Here is a 20,825-nt window from a genome sequence, read left to right as displayed (position 1 = left end):
TTCTTCCCCTTCCGTCTCCCCGAGCCGCGAGGAGAACCATCCGCATGTCCGTACACCCCCCTCCCGGACCATGCGTCCGACGCGGAATGCTGACCGCGTCGGCCGCGGCCCTCTCGCTGTCCCTCCCTCTCGGCCTCACGGCCGTCGGCGCCACCACCGCCGCGGCCGCCGGGGTCCAGTGCGGCGTCGACTACAAGACCAACGACTGGGGTTCGGGCTTCACCGCCGAGCTCACCCTCACCAACCGGTCCGCCACCCCACTCGACGGCTGGACCCTCACCTACGACCAGTCCGGCGACCAGCGGCTCACCAACGGCTGGAACGGCATCTGGAGCCAGTCCGGCAGAACGGTCCGCGTCGCGGCCCCGGACTGGAGCAGGACGGTCGCCGCGGGCGCGGCCGTCACCGCGGGCGCCCAGTTCACCTACAGCGGGACCAACGCCGCCCCCACCGCGTTCGCGGTCAACGGCACCTCGTGCACCGGCGCCCATCAGCCTCCGGTCGCCGTCCTGACCAGCCCCACCGCCGGCGCCGTCTACACCGGGGGCGACCCGGTACCGCTCGCCGCCACCGCGGCGGCGGCGGACGGAGCCACCGTCGGCAAGGTCGAGTTCTACAGCGGTACCACGCTCCTGGGTACGGACACCACGGCGCCCTTCACCTTCGCCGCCACCGGCCTCGCGGCCGGTTCCCACTCCCTCTACGCCAAGGCGTACGACGGCCTCGGCGCCTCCGCCGAGTCGCCCCCCGTCGGCATCACCGTCGCCGCCGGCCCCGCCCTCGTCGCCACCCCCGCGCAACTGCCCGTGCGCCGGGGGGAGTCGGGCACCTTCGATCTGTTGCTCTCCGCCCGGCCGGCCGCCGACGTCAAGGTGAGCGTGGCCCGCACCTCGGGCAACACCGACCTCACGGCGACGCCCGCCGAGCTGACCTTCACCCGGGGGAACTGGAGCGCCGCCCAGAAGGTGAGGGTCACCGCCGGGACCACCGGCAGCGGTTCCGCCGTCTTCACCGCGACCGCCCCCGGCCACGCCAAGGCCGAGACGAGGTGCGGCAACTGTTCGCGGTGATGCGCCGGTTGCGCGACCAGGGCGTGGCGATCCTCTTCGTCTCGCACTTCCTGGACCAGATCTACGAGATCTGCGACCGGATGACCATCCTGCGGGGCGGCAGACTGGAAGGCGAGTACGCGATCGGCGAGGTGAGCCAGGTCGAACTGGTCGCCCGCATGATCGGCGGCGAACTGGTGGGCCTGGAGGAGCTGTCGGACACCACCCGGCGCGAGCCCGCCGCCGAAGCCGGAACCACACCGTTCCTGCGCGCCGAGGGCCTGGGGCGCGCCGGCGCGATCGAGCCGTACGACCTCAGTATCCGGCCGGGTGAAGTCATCCGCCTGGCAGGGTTGTTGGGCTCCGGCCGTACCGAGGTGGCCCGGCTGCTGTTCGGCGCCGACCGCAGTACCCGGGGTTCGGTGCGGATCGAGGGCGCCGACGTCGCGCTGCGCACGCCGCGCGCCGCCATCGCGCACGGGATCGCCTTCTGTTCGGAGGATCGCAAGAACGAGGGTCTGGTCGCGGAGTTGACGGTGCGTGAGAACATCGTCCTCGCCCTGCAGGCGGCCCGCGGCTGGACGCGTCCGCTCTCCCGCTCCGAGCAGGACGAGATCGCGGTGCGCTGGATCCGGTCACTGGACATCCGCCCGGACGACCCCGAGGCGCTGGTGCGCCATCTCAGCGGCGGCAATCAGCAGAAGGTGCTGCTGGCCCGCTGGCTGATCACCGACCCCAAGCTGTTGATCCTCGACGAGCCGACCCGGGGCATCGACATCGGCGCCAAGGCCGAAATCCAGAAGTTGGTGGCCTCGTTGGCCCTGGACGGCATGTCGGTGCTGTTCATCTCGGCCGAGCTGGAGGAAGTGCTGCGGCTCAGTCACCGGGTGGGCGTGCTGCGGGACCGCCGACTGGTCGCCGAGCTGCCGAACGACGGATCGCTCACTCCCGAGCGCGTCATGGCGACGATCGCGAGCGGAGCCCGGTCATGACCAAGCACCGGCTCTTCTGGCCCGCCGCCGTGCTCGTGGCCCTGCTGCTGGCCGACGTGGCGTTCACCCCGGACTTCTTCGCGCTCCGGATCAAGGACGGGCACCTGTACGGGAGCCTGATCGACATCCTCCACTTCGGCGCTCCGCTGATCCTGGTGGCGCTGGGCATGACGCTCGTCATCGCGACCAGGGGAATCGACCTCTCGGTCGGCTCCACCGTCGCCATCGCGGGCGCGCTGGCCTGCCTGCACATCAGCGGGGCCGCCGATCCGGCGAGCCCGGCCACCGTGTTCGGCGCCGTCGCCATCGCCCTGGCGGTGGCCCTCGTCCTGGGAGCGGTCAACGGCGTGCTGGTGGCCGGGGTCGGCGTCCAGCCGATCATCGCCACCCTCATCCTGATGGTGGCCGGACGCGGAGTCGCCGAGCTGGTGACGGACGGGCAGATCATCACCGTCACCAGTGAGCCCTACAAGCTGATCGGCGGCGGATACTGGCTCACCATGCCGTTCGCGATCCTGCTCGCGGCCGCGGTCGTGGTGCTGACCTCGCTGCTGACCCGGCGCACGGCGCTGGGACTCCTGCTGGAGTCGGTCGGCGGCAACCCGGTCGCCAGCCGGCTGGTCGGCATCCGGGCGATGGGCCTGATCTGCCTGGTGTACGTCTTCAGCGCGCTGTGCGCCGCGGTCGCGGGCCTCATGATCAGCTCGAACGTCTCCAGCGCGGACGGCAACAACGCCGGGCTCTGGATCGAGCTGGACGCCATCCTCGCCGTGGTGGTCGGCGGCACCGCGCTGACCGGCGGGCGGTTCTCGCTCGGCGGGACGGTGATCGGGGCGCTCATCATCCAGACCCTGTCCACCACCGTCTACACGATAGGCATCCCGCCGGAGACCACCCTGGTCTTCAAGGCCGTCGTGGTGATCGCGGTCTGCCTGGTCCAGTCACCCGCCTTCCGGGCCAAGGCCGCACGCCGGCGGGCCGGGACCGGGCGCGACACGAGGCCGCGCCCGTCGGCGGCGGAGAACACGGAGGTGGGGGCATGAGCGCGAGCGTGGCGGCCCGTGGCCGCGGGTACATCCCGCTGCTGGTCACATCGGCCCTGCTGGTATCGATGTTCGGCGCGGGATCCGTCCGGTACGACGGCTTCTTCTCCGGGCAGGTGCTGCTCAATCTGCTCATCGACAACGCCTTCCTGTTGGTGGTCGCCATCGGGATGACCTTCGTGGTGCTGACGGGAGGGATCGACCTGTCGGTCGGCGCGATGGTGGCGCTGTCGACGATGATCTCCGCCTGGCTGGTGGAACAGCACGGCTGGCCGCCGCTGCTGGTCATCCCCCTGGTCCTGGTGGTGGGGACGGGGGGCGGACTCGTCATGGGGTGGGTGATCCACTCCTTCGAGATCCAGCCCTTCATCGTGACGCTCGCGGGCATGTTCCTGGCCCGTGGTCTCTGTTACACGATCAGCATCGACTCGATCTCCCTCACCGATCCGACCTACACGGCCTTCGCCCAGACCAGGATCCCGCTGCCCGGTGAGCTGTTCGTCTCGCCCAGCGCGCTGATCGCGGTGGGCGTACTGGCGATCGCCTTCGTGGTCCTGCACCACACGCGGCTGGGGCGGAACGTGTACGCGCTCGGCGGCAGTGAGCAGTCGGCCCGGCTGATGGGGCTCCCGGTCGGGCGGACCAAGATCGCCGTCTACGCCGTCAGCGGCTTCTGCTCGGCGCTGGGGGGAGTGCTGCTGACCTTCTACATGCTCTCCGGCTACGGGCTGCACGCGGTGGGCCTGGAGCTGGACGCGATCGCCGCCGTGGTGATCGGCGGGACGCTCCTGACCGGAGGCTCGGGGTACCTGCTCGGTACCGCGCTGGGGGTGCTCGTGCTGGGCCTGATCCAGACCGTCATCAGCTTCCAGGGCACGCTCAGCTCGTGGTGGACCAGGATCGTGGTCGGCGGCCTGCTGTTCGTCTTCATCCTGCTCCAGCGGCTGATCTCCGGTCGCCGCGAGGCCTGATCGCCGACGGGCGCACCCCTTGACAGGCCAATTGTTAACGCTAACAATCACGGCGGTACCCCGGCCGGCGCCCCTGTGCCCCTCGGGGCTCCGTACGAAGGATGTGAAGTGTCCGTGAACCCTCCCACCCAGACCATGGAGAGCCATGTCGTGGGTGTCGACTTCGGCACGCTCTCCGGCCGCGCCGTGGTGGTCCGCGTCCGCGACGGCGAGGAGGTCGGCTCGGCCGTCCACGTGTACCCGCACGGTGTCATCGAGCGTGAACTCCCCACCACCGGACGGCTCCTGCCGCCCGACTGGGCCCTTCAGCACCCCGAGGACTGGCGAGAGGTGCTGCGCACCGCCGTCCCCGCCGCAGTGGCCGCGAGCGGCGTGGACCCGGCCACCGTCATCGCTATCGCCACCGACTTCACCGCGTGCACCGTGCTGCCCGTGCGGGCCGACGGCACCCCGCTCGCCGAGACCGAACTGGGCGTGCGCCCGCACGCCTGGCCCAAGCTGTGGAAGCATCACGCCGCTCAGAGCCAGGCCGACCGGATCAACCGCCTCGCCCACCTGCGCGCCGAGAAGTGGATCTCCCGCTACGGCGGCAGGATCTCCGCCGAGTGGCAGTACGCCAAGGCGCTCCAGGTGCTGGAGGAGGACCCGGACACCTACGCCGCCACCGAGCGCTGGATCGAGGCCGCGGACTGGATCGTCTGGCAGCTCGCGGGCGTGGAGACCCGCAACACCTGCACGGCGGGGTACAAGGGCATCCACCAGGACGGTCAGTACCCCACCGAGGACTACCTCGCCGCCCTGCACCCCGACTTCGCCGACTTCGCGCGCACCCGGCTGGAGCATCCGCTGTCGCCGCTGGGCTCGCGGGCCGGCTCCCTCACCGCCGAGGCGGCCGCCTGGACCGGGCTGCCCGAGGGCATCGCCGTCGCCACCGGCAACGTCGACGCCCACGTCGCGGCCCCGGCTGCCCAGGCCGTCGAGAACGGGCAGCTCCTCGCCATCATGGGCACCTCCACCTGCCACGTCGTCAACGGCCCCGCCCTCGCCGACGTCCCCGGAATCTGCGGAGTCGTCGACGGCGGCATCGTGGAGGGCGCCTACGGCTACGAGGCCGGGCAGAGTGCGGTCGGCGACATCTTCGCCTGGTGGCTACGCCAAGGAGTGCCGACCCACTACCGCGCGGAGGCCGAAGCCACCGGCGAGGACCTGCACCAACTGCTGTCCCGCAAGATCGCCGACCAGCCCGTCGGCGGCCACGGCCTGGTCGCCCTCGACTGGATGAACGGCAACCGCTCCACCTTGGTGGACCACCACCTCTCCGGCGTCATCGTCGGCCTCACCCTCGCCACCCGCCCCGAGGAGATCTACCGCGCCCTGTTGGAGGCCACCGCCTTCGGCACCCGCACCATCATCGACGCCCTGGAGCGGGGCGGCGTGCCCGTCACCGAGTTCATCGTGACCGGCGGGCTGAAGCAGAACCCGCTGCTCATGCAGATCTACGCCGACGTGCTGCGCCGCCCCGTCTCCCTCGCCGAGTCCGCCCAGGGCCCGGCCCTCGGCTCCGCCATCCACGCCGCCGTCGCCGCCGGCGCGCACCCGGACGTGCGCACCGCGGCCGCCGCCATGGGTCGGGTGCGGCGCGGGGTCCACCAACCGGACACCGGGCGCGCGGACGCGTACGACCGCCTCTACGCCGAGTACCGCGCCCTGCACGACCACTTCGGTACGGGCCCCGACAAGCTCCTCCACCGCCTCCGTGCCCTGCGCAACGAGGCGCTCACCGCCCCGCGAACCGACCCCGAGGCCACCCCGGCCGTCCAGAAGAGCGAGGTCCGACCATGAGTTCCCCGATCGATCTGCTGCGCCGCCAGGTCAGCGACCTGCACCAGGAGCTGGTCCGCTACGACCTCGTCGTCTGGACGGCCGGCAACGTCTCCGCCCGCGTCCCCGGCGAGGACCTGCTGGTGATCAAGCCGAGCGGCGTCGCGTACGACGAGCTGACGCCTTGGAACATGATCCTCTGCGATCTGGACGGCCAGGTCGTCGAGGGCGAGCATTCCCCGTCCTCGGACACCGCCGCGCACGCCTACGTCTACCGCCACATGCCCGAGGTGGGCGCGGTGGTCCACACCCACTCGACGTACGCGAGCGCCTGGGCCGCCCGCGGCGAGGCGGTGCCCTGCGTACTGACCGCCATGGCCGACGAGTTCGGCGCCGAGATCCCCGTCGGCCCCTTCGCGCTGATCGGCGACGACTCCATCGGCCGGGGCATCGTCGAGACCCTACGGGGCCACCGCTCACCGGCCGTCCTGATGAAGAGCCACGGCGTCTTCACCATCGGCAAGGACGCCAGGGCCGCCGTCAAGGCCGCCGTGATGTGCGAGGACGTCGCCCGCACCGTCCACATCTCCCGCCAGCTCGGTGAACCCCTGCCGATAGCGCAGGACGACATCGACCGCCTCAACCACCGCTACCAGAACGTGTACGGCCAGCAGTGCGCTGCCCGCTAAGGAGACCCACGCCCCGATGAAGGCACAGAAGGCAATCCAGGGCCGCGAAATCTGGTTCCTGACCGGCAGCCAAGGGCTGTACGGCGACGACACCCTGCGTCAGGTCGCGGAGCAGTCCCGCCGGATCGCCGACGCGCTCGGCGACTGCGGCATCCCGGTCGACATCGTCTGGAAACCCGTCCTCACCGACGCCGGCGCGATCCGGCGGATCTGCCTGGACGCCAACGCGGACGACACCTGCGTCGGCCTCATCGCCTGGATGCACACCTTCTCCCCGGCGAAGATGTGGATCGAGGGCCTGGACGCGCTGCGCAAGCCGCTGCTCCACCTGCACACCCAGGCCGATGCTGCGCTGCCCTGGGCGTCGATCGACATGGACTTCATGAACCTGAACCAAGCGGCCCACGGCGACCGAGAGTTCGGCTACATCCAGTCCCGGCTCGGCGTCGCCCGCAAGACCGTCGCCGGGCACGTCGGCGACCCCTCGGTCGCGGCCCGGATCGCCGCCTGGGCCCGGGCCGCGAGCGGCCGATCCGAGCTGCGGAGCCTGAAGTTGGCGCGATTCGGCGACAACATGCGCGACGTCGCCGTGACCGAGGGCGACAAGGTCGAAGCCCAACTCCGGTTCGGCGTCTCGGTCAACACCTACGGCGTCAACGACCTGGTCGCGGCCGTCGACGCGGCCGCCGAAACCGATGTGAGCGCACTGGTGAAGGAGTACGAGGACACCTACCGCCTCGCGCCCGAACTCCGCGCGGACGGGGACCTGCACGACTCGCTGCGCTATGCCGCGCGGATCGAGCTCGGCCTGCGGGGCTTCCTGACGGAGGGCGGCTTCCACGCCTTCACCACCAACTTCGAGGACCTCGGAGGCCTTCGCCAGCTACCCGGCCTGGCCGTGCAGCGGCTGATGGCCGACGGCTACGGATTCGGCGGCGAGGGCGACTGGAAGACGTCCGTCCTGCTGCGCACGCTCAAGGTGATGGCCACCGGCCTGCCGGGCGGCACGTCCTTCATGGAGGACTACACCTACCACCTGGAGCCGGGACGGGAGCTGATCCTCGGCGCGCACATGCTGGAGGTCTGCCCGACCATCGCCTCGCACGTACCGTCCTGCGAGATCCACCCCTTGGGCATCGGCGGCCGCGAGGACCCGGTCCGGCTCGTCTTCGACGCCCGTACCGGGCCCGCCGTGGTGGTCGGACTGGCCGACATGGGCGACCGGTTCCGCCTCGTGGCCAATGAGATCGACGTGGTCGAGCCCCTCGAACCGCTGCCGAACCTCCCCGTCGCCCGCGCGGTCTGGCAGCCGCGCCCGAACCTGCGCACGTCGACCGAGGCGTGGCTGACCGCGGGCGCGCCCCACCACACCGTGCTGTCCAGCGCGATCGGGACGGAGGAGCTGGGTGACCTCGCCGACATCCTCGGCACCGAGCTGCTGGTCATCGACGCGGACACCACGATCCGCCAGTTCACGAAGGAGATCCGCTGGAACCAGGCGTACCACCGCCTGGCCCAGGGCTTCTGACGTCGACGGCGCGCGGGGCGTCGTCCCGGTCCCTCGCGGACCGGGGCGCCGCCCTTCGCCGTCTTCCCCGTCGCCCGCATCGGAGCGGCGAACGAACGACCTGAACGACCTGAACGCCCTACTGGACGCGGCCCGCCCGGAGCTGGAGTTCCTCCCCGCCGAATCCGGCGCTGAAGCCGGGGTCGTGCGAGACCGCGACGACGGTTCCCGGGTACTGGGCCAGGGCCTGTTCCAGCTCCTCGACCAGGGACGGCGCCACGTGGTTGGTGGGCTCGTCCAGGACCAGGAGGTCCACCGGCCGCGTCACCAACCGGGCCAGTGCCAGGCGCCGTTGCTGCCCCGCGGAGAGTGCGTCCACGGGCACGGCGAGATCGTCCTCGCGGAAGAGACCGAGGGCCAGCAGCTCCTCGGCGTACTCCTCGGCCGTGCCGGGTCGGCCGGCCCCGAAGGCGTCGAGCAGGGGGCGCCGGCCGGGCGCGGTGGGCAGTTCCTGCGGGAGGTAGCCGATGCGGTCCGGGAGCCGCACCGTCCCGGTGTCGGGCTCCAGGGCGCCGGCCAGTACGCGCAACAGGGTGCTCTTGCCCGCCCCGTTGGGGCCGGTCACCAGTACCCGCCCGCCCGGGGCGACCGTCAGCTCCTCGATGTGGAGCCGGTCCCCGACGGTGACACCGGCCAGGAGGGCGGGTTCGGCCCCGGGGCCCGCGGTCGTCAGGGCCGCGGTGAAGCGCAGCGGCTGCGGCGGGGCGGGTACGGGCGACTGCCGAAGGCTCCACAACTGCTGGCGGGCCGCGCGTACCTGGCCGCCGAGCTTGGCCTCGTGGGAACGGCGGTGCTTGCCGAAGCCCTCCCGCGGGTCCTTTCCGCTCACGGCCATGCGCCGGCCGGCGGAGGCGACCAGCCCTTCGGCCCGGGCCAGTTCGGTCGACCATTCCTGGTGGCGCTGCTCCCAGCGCGCCCGGGCGGCGGCTCTGGCGGTGCGGTAGCCGGACCAGCCGTCGCCGTACCGGGTGATCGAGCGGGTGTCGCGGTCGACCTCAAGGATCGTGGTGGTGACCCGCTCCAGGAAGCCGCGGTCGTGGGTGACGGCGACCAGGGTGCCGCGGTGGGCCCGCAGCTGCCCGGCCAACCAGTCCACGGCCTCGCGGTCGAGGTGGTTGGTCGGCTCGTCCAGCAGCAGCAGCTCCGGCTGCGCGGCCAGGACACAGGCCAGCGCCAGGCGGGAGCGCTCCCCGCCCGAGAGGGTGCCCAGGACCCGGTCGACGCCGATGTGCGCGAGGCCCAGCCCGTACATGGCGGCCTCGACGCGCGCGTCGGCCTCGTAGCCGCCGCGTTCCTCGAAGGCGGTGCTCAGCTCCCCGTACGCCGCCAGCGCCGCGGCGTCGGTCAGGTCCTGCTCGGCCGCGCGCATGCGCCGTTCCAGTGCGCGCAGGTCGGCGAGCGCGTCGTCGATGGCGTGCCGGACGGTGAGGGCGGGGTCCAGGTCGAGGCTCTGGGCCAGGTGGCCGGTGCCGCCGGGAAAGGCGACGGTGAGCTCGCCGGTGTCGGGGCGTTCGAGCCCGGCGAGCAGGCGCAGGAAGGTGGACTTGCCCGATCCGTTCTCTCCGATCACCCCCGCCCGTTCACCGGGGCGGACGGTGAGGGTGACCTGGTCCAGGACGGAGCGGTCACCGAAGCTCTTGGAGACGTCTTTCATCGCCAGTTGGGCGCGTGCGTGCATGATTCATTTCCCCGGGTGGGTGCGAACAGGGGGGGCGGCGGGAAACGCCGGGCCGCCGCAGCTCATCGGAGTGCGGTCGGCGCGGGCGTGGCGCCCTGAATCAGCGGAAGTCGTAGTGCGAACCCATGCTCCGACCATAACAAGACGAATCGGCTCGCAGCATCCGCAATTCGCGGGAGTCCGTGCGATCAGACGGTGAAGTCCCGTGGTGGGGCCGGTCCGGTGGCCGCCGCCATCGGGCCGGCGATCAGGCACGCGAGGAACAGGACGACGCCCCCGCGAGCGGGGCCACGACCAGCGGGTCGCCCCAGAGCTGTGACAACGTCTCGCTGCGGCCCGTCCACGCCCGGAGGGGGCCGTGGACCAGGCCGGCGATCGCGAAGGTACCGAGCAGGACGCACGGCGGGTCGAAGCGGCCGCCGGTGCGGTCCGGGCGATCGCTCGGCAGGACGCGCCTTGCGGCCAGGGCCGCCAGAGCGAGGAGCGTGGTGATGAGCGGGGTCGGCCAGGCCGCCCCCGTGGCCATGAGCAGCCCGAGAACCGGCCCGGCGACGCTGGTCGTCGCGTAGATCCCCAGGGCCGCGGTCCGCTCGCCCGGTTCGGGGAATCCGCTGATCACCAGGGCCAGTGCGGCCGAGGTCACCAGAGCGCCGAACCCCCCCTGCACGGCGCGCGCCAGGAGCAGCGGCCCGAAGGAGGGGTGGGCGATCAGGATGCCGGGCACACTGGCCACGGCGAATCCCTCCGCTCTCCGGTGACCTGCGTGAACTGGCTGTCCAAGCCCTCGACCGCGTGGTCACCGACCCATGCGAACTCATGGAGCTCTGGGGCGGGACCGACGCGTCCGGCGCATGGCGGGGCACCATCGTCCAGCTGCGGACCTCGCTCCTGGATCCTCATGCCGGGCCCGGGCGTCTCCGTGTGCCCGATCTCCGCGCCGTCGTACAGCGCGCTGATGCGGCGGATGCCGGCTCATAACGGCCGGCGCGCGCGCACGCTCCCGATCGGGAGCGTGCGCGCGCGCCGGTGCAGGAGCGGTCCACAACGGTCTTGGCCGCCGCGGCGGTTACCGCTGCAAGTCGCCGATCATCGACGCGAGCACCGCGTGCAGCTCCTCGCCCGGCTCCGGACGCAGCGCCGGCGCGAGGCGGTCCGCGCGGTAGTGCCAGCGGTGGTCGAGGTCGCGGTGCACCTCGTCGGTGAAGGCCACGGCGCTGTCGCTGCCGAGCAGCGCGATGAGCTCCGCCGTCAGGTCGGACCAGGCCACGTGCCCGCTCACCGCGTTGGCCACGCCGTGCACCGGTGCGTCCAGGCAGGAGGTGACCGCGCGCGCCAGGGCCGCGGCGTGCACCCAGGGCGCCCCGTACCAGGCGTGGCCGCCGGTACCGGGAGCGGGCAGCGTCACGGGGCCGCCCGCCAAGGCTGCCTGGTACAGCAACCCGGTCGCACCCCAACGGAGTTGGTCCCGGAGCCGGTCGTGGGCTCCCCAGACGATGGGCGAGCGGACGGCGCTGGCGCCGCCGCGTCCCCCGGTGCCCGCCGCGGCCAGCAGGATCCGCTCGCACGCGATCTTGGCCCGGCCGTACGCGCTCAGCTCCTCCCGCGACGGCGATTCCTCCGCGACGAGGGCCTTGGCGGGCTGCCCGTAGGCGTCCACGCTGCTGACGAAGACGAACGGGCCGCCGTTCCAGGCGTCGACCATGGCCTCCATGGCGGCCACGTCCACATCGGGACGGGTGAAGGTGCACGCCGCGTGGATCACGGCGTCCGCCCGCGCGACGGCGGCGCGCAGGCCGTCCAGGTCGCCGAGGTCGCCCTCGACCACCTCGACGCCGTCGCCGCTGACGAGGTGCGCGGACTCGGGGCGGGCCAGGGCCAGCACCGGCCGTCCCCGCGCCGCCAGTTCGCGCAGTACGAACGCCCCGACGCCGCCCGTGCCACCGGTCACCAGGACCGTGCCCTCGCGCACCCGGCGCGGTCGCGCGGTGGTGGAGGCCGTCGCGACGGCCGTGGCCCGGTCGGCCGCGCGCCCGTCGAGCAGGGCCGCGACGGCCCGCGGCGTGCGGGTCTGCATGATGTCCAGGCCGACCAGCGGCAGGGTGAGCGCGGACCGCAGGCGCTCGGCGAGTTGGACCGCGGCCAGGGAGTGCCCGCCGAGCGCGAAGAAGTCGTCGTCCGGAGCGGGCCGCCGACCGAGCAGGCCGGCGAACGCCTCGGTCACCGCTTCGAGGCGGGGGCTCTTCGGGGCCGCCGGGACCGGGGCCTTGGGCAGCCGGGTGGTGTCCACCGCCCCCTCGGTCGTTCGCGGCATCTCGTCGAGCAACATGACGGCGACCGGCACCAGTTCGGGTGCGAGGACGCCGCGCAGGTGGGCGCGCAGCTGTACGGGCGAAGGCCCGCCGGTGCGGTTCAGTACGGCATAGGCGAGCACGGGACCGCCCGCCGGGGCCGCCACGTACGCGTCGGCCACGTCGGGGTGGGCCGCGAGGCGGGCCTGCGCCGGGTGACCGGTCGCCCGGGTCCGGGCGGGCCGACCGGGCAGCGCCGAGAGCCGCAGCGCGGGGTCCGCGGCCACCGCGGTCAGCAGCGCGGCGAAGGACGTGTCGAGCTCCGCGCCGGCCTCCTCGTCGAGGGCGGCCCGGCCGTACTGGACCAGGCTCCGCGGAGCCTGCGCGTCGAGCAGGCCGAAGGTCAGGTCGAACTTCGCCTCGGCGACGCCGACGTCGACGGCGCGCGCCCGCAGCCCCGGCAGCCGCAGCGCCGTCTGTTCGCCGACGAGGTCCCAGCTGACCCGGACCAGGGAGGACCCGTCCGCGCCGCGGGCCGCCGCCCCGAGCTGCTCCAGCACCAGGTCGAAGGGCACGTCGCGGTGCTGTTGGGCCTCCAGGAGCGCATCGCGCACGCGCTCGACGAGGGTGGCGAACTCGGGGTCCCCGGACAGGTCGACGCGGATCGGCAGGGTGTTGACGCACAGGCCCACCAGGCCGCGCATCGCCTGGCCCTCGCGGTGGGTGGCGGCGCAGCCGATGACGAGGTCCAGCTCGCCGGTGAGGCGGTGCAGCGCGGCGAACGCGGCGGCCAGGCCGACGGTGAAGACCGTGGCCCGGCGCTCCCGGCCGAGCTCGCGCAGGGCCGTGAGGACCTGCGCGTCGATCGCGGTCGCTCCGGTGGCCGCCGGGCGTTCGCCCGCGTCGGCCGGCGCCGTGACGGGCCGGGGGAGCGCCGGCGGGGTGGCTCCGGTCAGCCGGCGGGTCCAGTGGGCGAGGCCGTCCGACGCACCGGCCGCGGCGGAGTGCTCGCGGCGGGCGAAGTCCGCGTACTGCGGCGGCGCGGGCAGCGCGGGGGCGGAGCCGTCCGTCGCGGCGCCGTACAGCACGCCCAGCTCCTCCGCCACGGTCTGCAACGAGGCGCCGTCGATGGCGATGTGATGGAACGTCACCAGAACGGTGTGGTCCTCGGGGCCGTGCCGCAGGACGAGCGCGCGCGGCACCGTGCTGGCGGCCAGGTCGAACGGGCGGCGGGCCTCCTCGGTCAGCACGGCGTCGCCGTCGTCCGGGCACTCGACCACGTCCACCGCGACGGCGGCGGGCGCGGGCAGTGCCACCTGGTGGGGCTCCTCGCCCTTGCGGCCGTACCGGGTGCGCAGGATCTCGTGCCGGCCCACCAGTGCGGTGAGCGCGGCGCCCAGGGCGTCCAGGTCGAGCGGCCCGTGGAGTCGGGTCGCGAACGGCACGCTGTACTGGGCGCCGCCCTGCCCGAGCCGGTCCATCAGCCACATGCGGCGCTGGGCGCGGGTCAGCGGGGCGGGCCCGGTCGGACGGTCGGACCGCGGCGGCGGGACCGCGGCGCGGTCGGCGGCGCGGGCGCGGGCCCTGCGCAACAGCTCTTCCTGCAGGGCGGCGTTGGTGTCAGTGGCCATCGGTGTCCTCGGGCGCTTCGGGGTGCAGATCGGTGTGGGCGGCGAGCAGGGCGCCCTCGACCAGGGCGGCGTGTCCGGCCACCGTGGGGGCGGCGAAGAAGTCGGCGAGCGACAGCTCGACACCGAGCTCCTCGCGCAGGTCCTCGGCGACGACGAGGGCGAGCAGCGAATGGCCGCCCAGCCCGATGAAGTCGGCGTCGGGGCGCGTGACCTCGTGTTCGAGGTGGCGGCCCCACACGTCGGCGACGGCCTGCTGGAGCGGGGTCAGGGGCTCGGCCGCGCCGCCGTCCTCGGCGGCCGGCGCGAGATCCGCCAGGGCGTGCCGGTCGACCTTGCCCGAGGTGGTGAGCGGCAGCCGCTCGACGACGGTCAGCTCGTCCGGAACCATGTGCGCGGGCAGGAACGCGGTGAGCCGGGCGAGCAGCGCCTCGGCCCGCGGCACGGGCCCGGGGGCGGCCACCACGAAGGCGACCAGGCGCGCGTCGTCGGCGGTGGGGCGGCGCACGGTCACCGCCGCGTCGTCCACGTCCCACTGCTCGCGCAGCACGTGCTCGACCTCGCCCGGTTCGATCCGGAAGCCGCGCACCTTGACCTGGTCGTCGGCGCGGCCGTGGAAGGCGAGGACGCCGTCCGGACCGGCGGAGGCCAGGTCGCCGGTGCGGTAGAGACGGCCGAACCGCGGGTGCTCCACGAAGCGTTCGGCGGTCAGCTCGGGCCGCCGGGTGTACCCGAGGGCCAACCGGCTGCCGCCGATCCACAGTTCGCCGCGGGTCCCCTCGGCGACCGGCAGGTGCGCCTCGTCGAGGACGTGGGCCGTGGCGCCGGCCAGGGGGCGTCCGATGGGCACGGGCCCGTCGCAGTCGGCGTCGCTGACGCGGTGGGCGGTGGCGAAGGTGGTCGTCTCGGTCGGGCCGTAGCCGTTGACGAGCTCGATCCAGGGGAAGGCGCGCAGCACGGCCCGGGCGTGCTGCGCGGCCATCGCCTCGCCGCCGACGACCACCGTGCGCAGCAGCGAGAAGACGCGGGAGCGGCGGACGGCGAGCTGGTGGAACAGGGCCGTGGTGAGGAAGGCGACGGTGACGCCGTGCCGCTCCATCTCCTTGGCCAGGTCCTCGAAAGAGGGCCGGGCGGTCGTGCACACCACGACGGCGGCGCCGTTGGCGAGCGCCGACCACACCTCGAAGGTGGAGCCGTCGAAGGTGGCCGGGGAGTGCAGCAGCACCCGGTCGCGCGGGGTGACGCTCACGTAGTCCGGGTCGGTGACGAGCTCGGCGATGGCGCCGTGTCGGATCGCGACGCCCTTGGGGCGGCCGGTGGATCCGGAGGTGAACATGACGAAGGCGGTGTCGTCCCCACCGGGGCCCTCGCCGCCCCACTCCGGGCCGGTGAGGAACTCGTCGTCGGGCAGGGCGAGGACCGCGCCGGCCGGTCCGGCCGCCTCCAGCAGCTTGCCGTCGCCGACGGTCAAGGTGGCGCCGGAGTCTTCGAGCATGGCCGCGGTACGGAGCGGGGGGTGCGCCGGGTCGAGGGGGACGCAGGAGGCGCCGGCCCACCACAGGGCGAGCTGGGCGACGACGGTCCGGGCCGAGCGCGGCATGAGGAGCGCCACGGAGTCGCCGGGCCGTACGCCGCGGTCGCGGAGGTGGGTGGCGAGCCGGCGGGCCGCGGAGGCGAGCTGCGCATAGGTCAGGGTGGTGTCGCCGTCCGCGACCGCGAGGGCGTTCGGGGTGTTCGCCGCGTGCCGTGCCACCAGGGCGGGCAGGCCGGTCCGTGTCACGCTCACTTCGTCTTCTTCCGGTCGGTCGGGGAGGGGCCGCGAGGTCGTCACGTCAGGACCCCGGGGTCTGGGCGGTGGTGCGCCGCCGGTCGATCACGGCGGCGATCGCGCGCAGGTCGCTCTGGCGCAACAACTCGGGTGCGCGCAGGTGCACCCGGGTCTCCCGCTCCAGTACTTCGAGGAGCCGGGCCACGAGGATGGAGGTGCCTCCGGCGTCGCTGAAGTTGTCGTCCAGGGTGATGTCGGGGCGGCCGATCAGGTCGCGGACCGTGGTGAGCACGAGCAGTTCGTCGGCGCTCGCGTCCTCGGGCAGGGCGGCCCCGGTGGCGGCGTGCGCCCGCGCCTCCTCGGCCTGCTCGCGCAGGACGGCCCGGTCCACCTTGCCGTTGGCGTCCAGCGGGAAGGCGTCCACGACCCGTACCGCCGAGGGCACCGCCTGCTCGGGCAGCCAGGCCCGTACGGCGGCGAGGAGCTCGTCGGGGGAGGGCGCGGCCCCGGCGGCGGGCAGGACGTGCGCCACGAGGCGGGTCCGCCCGTCGGCGTCGCGCGGCGCCGTGACCACGGCGCTGCGGACGGCCGGGTCCTGCTCGAAGGCGGCCTCGACCTCGGCGGGTTCGATCCGTACGCCGCTGATCTTGACCTGGTCGTCCAGCCGGCCGAGGAACTCGATGCTGCCGTCGGCCGCCATGCGCACGCGGTCGCCGGTGCGGTACATCCGGTCCAGCTCGGCCAGTGCGGCGGGCGGGGCGGTGAAGCGGCGCGCGGTCAGTTCCGGGTCGAGGTAGCCGAGGGCGAGGCACGAGCCGCCGACGCGCAGCTCGCCGTCCTCGCCGCGCGCGAGGACGGCGCCGTCCGCGTCGGTGACGGCGACGCTCACGCCCGCGATCGGGGTGCCGATGGGCGGTGCGGCGTCGCTGTGGACGTCCGGGTCGTCCGCGCGCATCGCGTGGGTGGTGGTGACCACGGTCGCCTCGGCGGGGCCGTAGGCGTTGTGGACGGTGGCGGTCACGTCCGGGCCGGGGCGCCGGCGCATCCGGTCGCCGCCGACCACGAGGTGACGGACCGACAGGTCCTGCGGCCACGGCCGGTCCAGGAGCGGCTCGATCATGGGGGTCGCCGCGACGGTGACCGTGACCCCGGCCTCCCGCCACCAGTCGGTGAGGGCGGCCGGGTCCCAGCGGACCTCGTCGGGAGCGGGTACGAGCGCGGCGCCCGAGGTGAGGCCGCCCCACAGCTCCATCAGGTGCGGGTCGAAGGCGACGCCGATGAGCAGGGACTGGCGGTCGCCCGGGGCGAGCCCGGTCTCCGCCCGGTACCAGTCGAGGAGCGCGGCCAGGGCCGGGTCGGCTACCGCGACGGCCTTGGGGCGACCGGTGGAGCCGGAGGTGAGCACGGCGTACAGGGTCCCGGGCGCAGCGGTACGGGCGCCGGGCGCGACCGGCGCGAAGGCGGCCACGACCGAGGCGGCGGCGTTCGCCCCCGCTCCGGAGAGCGGCAACTCCATCAGCTCGACGTCCTCCTGACGCTTCGGCAGCACCGCCGGGTCGCCGATCAGGCAGACGACCCCGAGGTCCTCGGTGACCGCGTTGATGCGGCGTTCCCCGGGCCGCGGGCCGAGCGGCAGGTACACCGCGCCGATCCGGGCCAGCGCGACCGCCGTCACCACCAGGGCCGCCGAGCGGTCCAGGCAGACCCCGACGAGGTCGCCCGGGCGGACCCGGTCGGCCAGCGTCGCGGCGAGCGCGTCGGCGGCCGCGTCGAGCTGGGCATAGGTCAAGCGGTGCTCACCGTCGAGCACGGCGGGGGACTCGGGGGCGCTGCGCACCCACTCCTCGTAACGCGCCAGGACTCCGGGCGCGCCGGGTGCGGCGGCCGGGGCGCCGTGCGCGATGCTCGGCGCGGCGTGCGCGATGCTCGGCGCGGCGCCCGTGGGGTCGACGTCCGGTCGGGTGATCGGTGCGGCGGTCATCGTGACTCCTTCGGCGCCGTGAGGGCGGGGGCGGCGGACCGCGCGAGGGCGCGGGCCTGGTCGCTGAGGACCGGGTGCTGGAAGAGCAGGCGCAGCGAGGGACGCTCGCCCAGGTGCGGCTCCAGCCAGGCCGCCAGCTGCGCGGCGAGCAGGGAGTGCCCGCCGATGTTGAAGAAGTGCGAGCCCTCCTCGAAGCGGTCGTGCCCGAGCGTCGCGCGCCAGCCCCGCGCGAGCAGGACGACGGTCGGGTCGTCCGACAGCGTGGGATCGGACAGCAGCGCGGCCTCCTCGACCGGTGCGGCCGGGGCCAGTTCGGCGACCATGCGGGCCAGGGCGGTACGGTCGGGCTTGCCTCCGGCCAGCGTCGGCATGGCGTCGAGGAGCACCCAGCGGGCGGGCACCAGGGCGCCGGGGAGGCGGGTGCTCAGCTCGGAGTGCAGCGCCTGCTCGTCCCACGCCCCGCTCTCGTCGGCGCGCTCGCGGAAGGCGACCAGGCGGGGGCCGCCGTCGGCGCCCTTGTCGAGGACGACGGCGCAGGACCGACCGCCGAGCGCGGCGGACGCGGCGGCCTCGACCTCTTCGAGCTCGATGCGGTAGCCGCGCAGCTTGATCTGGTTGTCGCGGCGGCCCAGGAAGCGCAGCAGCCCGTCCTCGCCGCGGTAGCCGAGGTCACCGGTGAGGTAGACGCGCTCGCCGCCGAGGGCCGGGACGGTGACGAAGCGGGCGTCGGTGACCTGCGGGTTGCCGACGTAGCCCTCGGCCAATCCGGCGCCGGCGATGGCGAGTTCGCCGACCGCTCCGGTGGGCAGCGGGCGCAGTCCCTCGTCCAGGACGTGGACCCGTTCGCCGGGCAGTTCGCCGCCGAGCGGGATCTCGGCGCCCTCGATCAGGCCGTCGCGGGTGATCTCGTGCACCGTGGAGCTGATCGCGGCCTCGGTCACGCCGTAGACGTTGAGCACGGAGAACGGGGCGGCCGCTTCGGTGGCGGCGAAGAAGTCGCGCATCACGTCGGAGGGGATGCGCTCGCCGCCGAGCACGATCAGCCGCGGAGCCCAGCGGCGCTTCGTCAGGACGGGGAGGAACTCCTCGCGGGTGGCGAGGAAGTAGCTGGTGGGCAGGTTGGCCACGGTGACGCGCGCGGCGGCCAACAGCTGCGCCAGCTCGCCGCCGGTCGGCACGTCCTGCTCGGGCACCACCAGGCAGGCGCCCGCGTACAGCGAGGGCAGCACCTCTTCGAGGGCGACGTCGAAGGACGGCTGGGCGAAGAGGAGCACCCGGTCGCCGTGCCCGAGGTCGAACCGTTCGGCGGCGCCGGTCAGGTGGTTGACCAGGGCGTCGCGCCCGACGGCCACCGCCTTGGGTATGCCGGTCGAGCCGGAGGTGTGGATGATGTAAGCGGCCTTCGGCACGAGGTCGCAGGCGCGGGCGGTGGGCAGGACCTCGGCGCCGACGGCGGCGCTCGGCAGGTCCTGCGGAACGCGGACCGGGCTCGCCTCGGAGGTGAGGACGAGGGCGGGGGACAGCCGGCCGAGCAGCAGCTCCAGGCGTGCGGCCGGGTCGGACGGGGACAGCGGGCAGTACACCGCGCCGGTCCGCAGACAGGCGAGGAGCGTGACCACCGAGTCCACGCCGCGCGGCAGCACCGCGGCGACCGGCGCTCCCGCGCGCACTCCCGCGGCCAGCATCCGCTCGGCGAGCGAGGAGACCCGCGCGTCCAGGTCGCCGTAGGTGAGACGGCGGGCCCCGATCAAGAAGGCGGGCAACGACGGGTCCTGGCCGGCGGCCGGGTCGAGCGGGTCGCGGTCCGGCGCGGCGGCGACGGCGGGGAGCGCCTCCAGGGACGCGGTCGACGGGGCGAGCGAGCCGAGCTCGGTGGCCGGCGCGTCGAGGTAGGCGCGCAACAGGTCGAGGAAGCGCTCGGCCAGGAGCTCCGCCACGGCCTCGCCGAAGAGGTCGACGTCGTAGTCCCAGACGAGGGTCATGCCGGCCGCACCGTGCCGCAGGCTCACCCCGCGACGGTCGTCGGGGAGCAGCACCACGTCGAGGTCGAAGCGGGTGGTGCCGGTGTTGAACCCCTCGAACAGGCTGATCTCCAGGCCCGGCACGTCCAGTTCGGGCAGCGGTGCGTCGTGCGCGCTGAACATGACGTCGAAGAGCGGGTTGTCCGCGCCGGAGGTGTGCAGGCCGAGCGCCCGGGTCAACTCCTGGACGGGCACCTCCTGGTGGGGCAGGGCGCGGATGAGGGTGTCGGTCACCTCGTCCATGGCGTCCTCGGCCGGGGCGGACGCGTCCAGGGACAGGCGCAGCGGGATGGTGTTGACGAACATGCCGACGGCGTCCTCGAAGCCGCGCGGCCGGTTGCCCACGGCGGTGCCCACCACCATCTGGCTGCGACCGCTGTGGCGCCGCAGCAGTTCCGCGAAGAGCCCGAGCAGGGTGGCGAAGGGGGTCAGCCCGCGCTCCCGGGTGTGGGCCCGCAGCCGCTCGGCGAGGTCCGCGCCGATCGACTGGCGCAGCTGGCCGCCGTGGTGGCGGCGCCGGGCACCGGGCCGGGCGAGACCGGGCAGCGGCATGTCGTACGAGGCGTCGCGCAGCGTCTCGGACCAGTACGCCAGGCTCGCCTCCAGGGCGTCGGCGCGTACGTCCCCGGCGCGGGCGCGCACGTGGTCGGCGTACGAGCTGGGGGTGCCCAACTCGATCTCCTCGCCCAGCACCTGGGCGCGGTAGACGCTGAACACGTCGCGCAGCAGGATCGCGAAGGAGTGCCCGTCGTGGATCAGGTGGTGTTCCACGTGGATGAGCCGGTGCTGGTCCTCGGCGAGCTTGACGAGGGTCCAGCGCAGCAGCGGGGCCTCGAAGGTGTCGAGGGGGGTCTCCGCCTCGGTGCGCAGCAGCCGCGCGAACGCGGCCGCCGGGTCGGCCTCGCCGGAGAGGTCCACGGTGCGCAGCCGCGTCGCGCAGTCGTCGACCACCCGCTGACCCGGCATCGCACCGGCCACGGCCACGAGTTCGAGCCGCAGGCCGGGGTGGCGGGCGAGGGTGGCGGCGAGGCCGCTGCGCAGCGCGTCGACGTCTAGGGTGCCCCACAGGTCCAGGGAGGCGGTGAAGTTGTAGGCGCGGCTGCCCGGCTGCACTTCTTCGTGCAGCCAGACGATCTCCTGCGAGGAGGAGAGGGGGAGCATGGCGATCCCTTGGGTTGTCGGGTCGGATGGGCGCGGGCGCACGGTGGCGCGCCAGCGCGGCGGGGCGCCGACCGCTCCGCGGGTCGCGCGGCGCGGTCGGATGTCGGAGTTCGGGGGGGGGGGGGGCCCCCACAAAACCCCCAAGGCACCCCCCGCCACCCCCACCCA

General features: G+C 73.8%; 12 protein-coding genes and 2 pseudogenes. 8 read left to right on the top strand and 6 right to left on the bottom strand.

What is annotated here, in order from left to right; translation table 11 throughout:
* Positions 1-44: 44 nt before the first annotated feature.
* The 7 genes and pseudogenes from ACIQWR_RS09270 to araA form a co-directional block, all read left to right on the top strand.
* Positions 45-1,040 (top strand): annotated as a pseudogene (locus tag ACIQWR_RS09270) (cellulose binding domain-containing protein); the annotation flags it as partial.
* A pseudogene (locus ACIQWR_RS09265) lies at positions 1,016-2,041 on the top strand (sugar ABC transporter ATP-binding protein); the annotation flags it as partial. The pseudogenes ACIQWR_RS09270 and ACIQWR_RS09265, both read left to right, overlap by 25 nt.
* Entirely contained in the window at positions 2,038-3,084 is a 1,047-nt protein-coding gene (locus tag ACIQWR_RS09260) for an ABC transporter permease (protein ID WP_404006109.1), read from the top strand. The pseudogene ACIQWR_RS09265 and the gene ACIQWR_RS09260, both read left to right, overlap by 4 nt.
* The gene (yjfF, locus tag ACIQWR_RS09255) at positions 3,081-4,055 is read left to right on the top strand and encodes a galactofuranose ABC transporter, permease protein YjfF (RefSeq protein WP_404006108.1); all 975 of its coding nucleotides are present in this window, start codon (positions 3,081-3,083) and stop codon (positions 4,053-4,055) included. The genes ACIQWR_RS09260 and yjfF overlap by 4 nt, the downstream gene beginning before the upstream one ends.
* Positions 4,056-4,190: 135 nt before the next feature.
* Positions 4,191-5,897: a ribulokinase gene (locus ACIQWR_RS09250; RefSeq protein ID WP_404006420.1), complete on the top strand. Its 1,707-nt coding sequence runs from the start codon at positions 4,191-4,193 to the stop codon at positions 5,895-5,897.
* On the top strand, positions 5,894-6,565 hold the full coding sequence (locus ACIQWR_RS09245) for an L-ribulose-5-phosphate 4-epimerase (protein WP_404006107.1): 672 nt from the start codon (positions 5,894-5,896) through the stop codon (positions 6,563-6,565). Before ACIQWR_RS09250 ends, ACIQWR_RS09245 begins: the two co-directional genes overlap by 4 nt.
* A 16-nt stretch (positions 6,566-6,581) precedes the next feature.
* Positions 6,582-8,093: an L-arabinose isomerase gene (gene araA / locus ACIQWR_RS09240; RefSeq protein WP_404006106.1), complete on the top strand. Its 1,512-nt coding sequence runs from the start codon at positions 6,582-6,584 to the stop codon at positions 8,091-8,093.
* A gap of 118 nt (positions 8,094-8,211) precedes the next feature.
* On the opposite strand, the gene abc-f is transcribed toward araA, so the two are convergent.
* Complete coding sequence (gene abc-f / locus ACIQWR_RS09235; protein WP_404006105.1) at positions 8,212-9,810, bottom strand: ribosomal protection-like ABC-F family protein; 1,599 nt, start codon at positions 9,808-9,810, stop codon at positions 8,212-8,214.
* A gap of 247 nt (positions 9,811-10,057) precedes the next feature.
* Entirely contained in the window at positions 10,058-10,543 is a 486-nt protein-coding gene (locus ACIQWR_RS09230) for an MFS transporter (RefSeq protein WP_404006104.1), read from the bottom strand.
* Between ACIQWR_RS09230 and ACIQWR_RS09225 the strand changes: the two genes are divergently transcribed.
* Positions 10,438-10,788: a DUF4259 domain-containing protein gene (locus ACIQWR_RS09225; RefSeq protein WP_404006103.1), complete on the top strand. Its 351-nt coding sequence runs from the start codon at positions 10,438-10,440 to the stop codon at positions 10,786-10,788. The genes ACIQWR_RS09230 and ACIQWR_RS09225 overlap by 106 nt on opposite strands.
* Before the next feature lie 88 nt (positions 10,789-10,876).
* On the opposite strand, the gene ACIQWR_RS09220 is transcribed toward ACIQWR_RS09225, so the two are convergent.
* Genes ACIQWR_RS09220 through ACIQWR_RS09205 form a run of 4 tightly spaced genes read right to left on the bottom strand, consistent with a single transcriptional unit; the run spans position 10,877 to position 20,657 of the window.
* Entirely contained in the window at positions 10,877-13,729 is a 2,853-nt protein-coding gene (locus ACIQWR_RS09220) for a condensation domain-containing protein (protein WP_404006102.1), read from the bottom strand.
* On the bottom strand, positions 13,719-15,512 hold the full coding sequence (locus tag ACIQWR_RS09215; RefSeq protein WP_404006101.1) for an amino acid adenylation domain-containing protein: 1,794 nt from the start codon (positions 15,510-15,512) through the stop codon (positions 13,719-13,721). The genes ACIQWR_RS09220 and ACIQWR_RS09215 overlap by 11 nt, the downstream gene beginning before the upstream one ends.
* Before the next feature lie 46 nt (positions 15,513-15,558).
* Positions 15,559-17,475 (bottom strand): non-ribosomal peptide synthetase, encoded by a 1,917-nt coding sequence (locus ACIQWR_RS09210; protein ID WP_404006100.1) that lies wholly within the window; start codon positions 17,473-17,475, stop codon positions 15,559-15,561.
* Positions 17,472-20,657 carry an amino acid adenylation domain-containing protein gene (locus ACIQWR_RS09205; RefSeq protein WP_404006099.1) on the bottom strand — a complete coding sequence of 1,062 codons (3,186 nt, stop codon included), beginning with the start codon at positions 20,655-20,657 and terminating at the stop codon, positions 17,472-17,474. Before ACIQWR_RS09205 ends, ACIQWR_RS09210 begins: the two co-directional genes overlap by 4 nt.
* Positions 20,658-20,825 lie beyond the last annotated feature (168 nt).

The organism is Streptomyces sp. NPDC098789, assembly GCF_044759975.1.
GTDB lineage: Bacteria > Actinomycetota > Actinomycetes > Streptomycetales > Streptomycetaceae > Streptomyces.
This window is presented reverse-complemented; position numbering and strand designations above follow the sequence as displayed.

Bases quoted from the DNA above. Each gene is read 5' to 3' on its own strand.
- ACIQWR_RS09260 (WP_404006109.1), top strand. From the start codon at position 2,038: ATGACCAAGCACCGGCTCTTCTGGCCCGCCGCCGTGCTCGTGGCCCTG.
- yjfF (WP_404006108.1), top strand. From the start codon at position 3,081: ATGAGCGCGAGCGTGGCGGCCCGTGGCCGCGGGTACATCCCGCTGCTG.
- ACIQWR_RS09250 (WP_404006420.1), top strand. From the start codon at position 4,191: ATGGAGAGCCATGTCGTGGGTGTCGACTTCGGCACGCTCTCCGGCCGC.
- ACIQWR_RS09245 (WP_404006107.1), top strand. From the start codon at position 5,894: ATGAGTTCCCCGATCGATCTGCTGCGCCGCCAGGTCAGCGACCTGCAC.
- araA (WP_404006106.1), top strand. From the start codon at position 6,582: ATGAAGGCACAGAAGGCAATCCAGGGCCGCGAAATCTGGTTCCTGACC.
- abc-f (WP_404006105.1), bottom strand. From the start codon at position 9,810: ATGCACGCACGCGCCCAACTGGCGATGAAAGACGTCTCCAAGAGCTTC.
- ACIQWR_RS09220 (WP_404006102.1), bottom strand. From the start codon at position 13,729: ATGGCCACTGACACCAACGCCGCCCTGCAGGAAGAGCTGTTGCGCAGG.
- ACIQWR_RS09210 (WP_404006100.1), bottom strand. From the start codon at position 17,475: ATGACCGCCGCACCGATCACCCGACCGGACGTCGACCCCACGGGCGCC.
- ACIQWR_RS09205 (WP_404006099.1), bottom strand. From the start codon at position 20,657: ATGCTCCCCCTCTCCTCCTCGCAGGAGATCGTCTGGCTGCACGAAGAA.